General features: G+C 77.4%; 1 protein-coding gene and 1 pseudogene. One reads left to right on the top strand and one right to left on the bottom strand.

What is annotated here, in order from left to right:
• On the top strand, positions 1-490 hold a 490-nt coding region (locus AB0I73_RS41110; RefSeq protein ID WP_363045487.1), incomplete at its 5' end, for a hypothetical protein.
• A gap of 1,435 nt (positions 491-1,925) precedes the next feature.
• Here AB0I73_RS41110 and AB0I73_RS41105 read toward each other — a convergent pair.
• Positions 1,926-2,148, bottom strand: a pseudogene (locus AB0I73_RS41105) (hypothetical protein); the annotation flags it as partial.

The raw sequence follows: 2,148 nt of genomic DNA, 5'->3' as shown, positions 1-2,148 counted from the left end.
CTCGGCGTCCGCCTACGAGCCGGCCCAGGCCGCCCCCGCGATCCAGCAGGCGGCCGCCCCCGCCGCGGCCCCCCTGGGCGGCGAGTCCGGCAAGGGCAACGAAGGCCGGGGCTTCGAAGGCCGGGGCTTTGAGCACCGGGGTTTTGAAGACCGGGACTTCGAGGGCCGGATCCACATCAACGAGCGTTCCTACTCGGCCGCCCCGGGCGACTGCATCACCGTCGTGAGCGGCCTGGGCTCCCGCAGCCTGAACATCCGCAACGACAGCTGGAAGACCGTCGAGGTCTTCCGCGGGGTCACCTGCGACAACGGCGCCCCCATCGCCACCGTCGGACCGCACAGCTCCAGCGACGGCGTGCTGCCCTGCCCCGTCGAGGACGGGGTCTTCGTCAAGGACGGAGTGGTGGGCAGCTTCCGGGTCGTCCACCACTTCGGTGGACGCGGCGGATACGGCGGACACGGCGGGAACGACGGATTCGGCGGACGCTGACCAAATCGCCGCCTTGGCGCAGCACACAGACCCCGGCCCGCTGGAATCGGGCCGGGGTCCTCCTGCAGCATCCCACCCCGGACACCCGCTTTCACCCACCCACCGGGCACCCCATCATAAAACCGGACGACGACGCCCTGCCAGCCCAGCCCCACCGCGCCGGCGGGGCGTCGGCCGGTGGTCGGCACGACGCCGGGCGTTCGCCGAAACCGCCCTTGGCGCAGGCCGTGTCTCCCGGTGGCGCGCAGTGCCTCTGCCGGGAGGTGCCCGCGGTCCACCAGGCCCCCGGGCGCCTGGTGCGCCCCCGTTGTGGCGGGATTTTGCTGCCTGGCGGTCCGTGCGGCCGCGCAGGCAAAACGGCGGGTGCGGTGCTGTGCCGGCGCAGGGGGCGGTGCGCCGGCAGGGTGATGGTGCAAAGCCCCCCGGTCATGAATCGGTGCGGGCCGGGTAAGACCGCACAGGGCCGGCGGCCGCCCGCGGGGGCGAAGGCCGGCCGCGCGGGCACCGTCAGGCGGGCTGCGGGCCTGCCGGCACGGTGATCTCCAAGCCGGCCCGCCGGGGCGCGGCTGCCGCGGCAGCAGGAACATGCCCCAAGGACGGCGGCCGTCTGCCCATGACGGCCCGGCAGACCGCCGGCCGGAAGAGGACCCCGCCGGGCACCGCAAAGACGAGGCTCAGGACAGCGGGGGAAAGCCGCGCAACGCCCTCGCCGCGCCGCCTCGAGGGGACCACGGCCGGCGACGTGACCTGCGGGAAGCCGCGGGAGAGCGGCGTCGAGCCGGCACCGGGCGGGCTGCTTGGCCAGGAGCGGGCAGGGGCGGTCGCACAGCTGGATCGGTGCGCGGCCGGCTGGGAGCACACCGAGCACACGACCCCGGCGGGCGACGGACCGACCGGGCCGGTGCCGGGCGGCGCGCGGACCGCCCCGCAACGTGACGGCGCACGAGGAAAGGCCCCACACGCGGGCGCCCGGCCTCGCGCACGCGGTGTCCGGCTGCGGGACGCGTCTGCCGCGGCCGCGTCCGGGTCTGCCGGCCGGGCGGCCGGCGCCGCCATCGAGCGCGTCACGGTCCCGGGCCCCCTGCCGTGCAGGCCCGGACCCCTTTGAGGAAGGGGGGAGCTGACCCCGGGCCCGCCGGCCGGCGACGGCTGCGCCCGCCCCGAAGACCCGAAGAAACCCGGCTGGACCTCCAGGACCGCCGGCCCGGCCGCCTCGGCACGCCGCACGGCGGCCGGGCCGGCCGCCGTGGGGGGCGCACGGACGGGCACCACGATCCGGTGGGCGCCTTCACCCTGGGCAGCGCACGGGCCCGCCGGGGCGCGGCGGCCCCGGCCGGCCCCGCGGCGCCCGCCCGGCCGCCTTTGCCGGCACCGTCCTTGCCCCGGCCGCTTCGCCACCGGCCGCAGCACGTGGAACCGGCGCCCCGCCCCGGCCTCAGGAAAGGGCGGTGCGGCGCCTCGGGCCGGGCAGCGTCGCCTCGAGGGCGGCGGCCAGTTCGGCGACCGAGGGCCGGGACGACGGATCGCCCTGCAGGCAGCCGTCGATGGCCGCCGCGAGCCGATCGGGCAGACGCCGCCGCGAGCCGATCGGCGGGGCGGCCCCCTCCACCTGCGGATACCGGTCCTTTCGGCCGCCCGTGACGCTGCCGCCGCAGGAC

The organism is Streptomyces sp. NPDC050388, assembly GCF_040655635.1.
Classification (GTDB): Bacteria; Actinomycetota; Actinomycetes; order Streptomycetales; family Streptomycetaceae; genus Streptomyces.
This window is presented reverse-complemented; position numbering and strand designations above follow the sequence as displayed.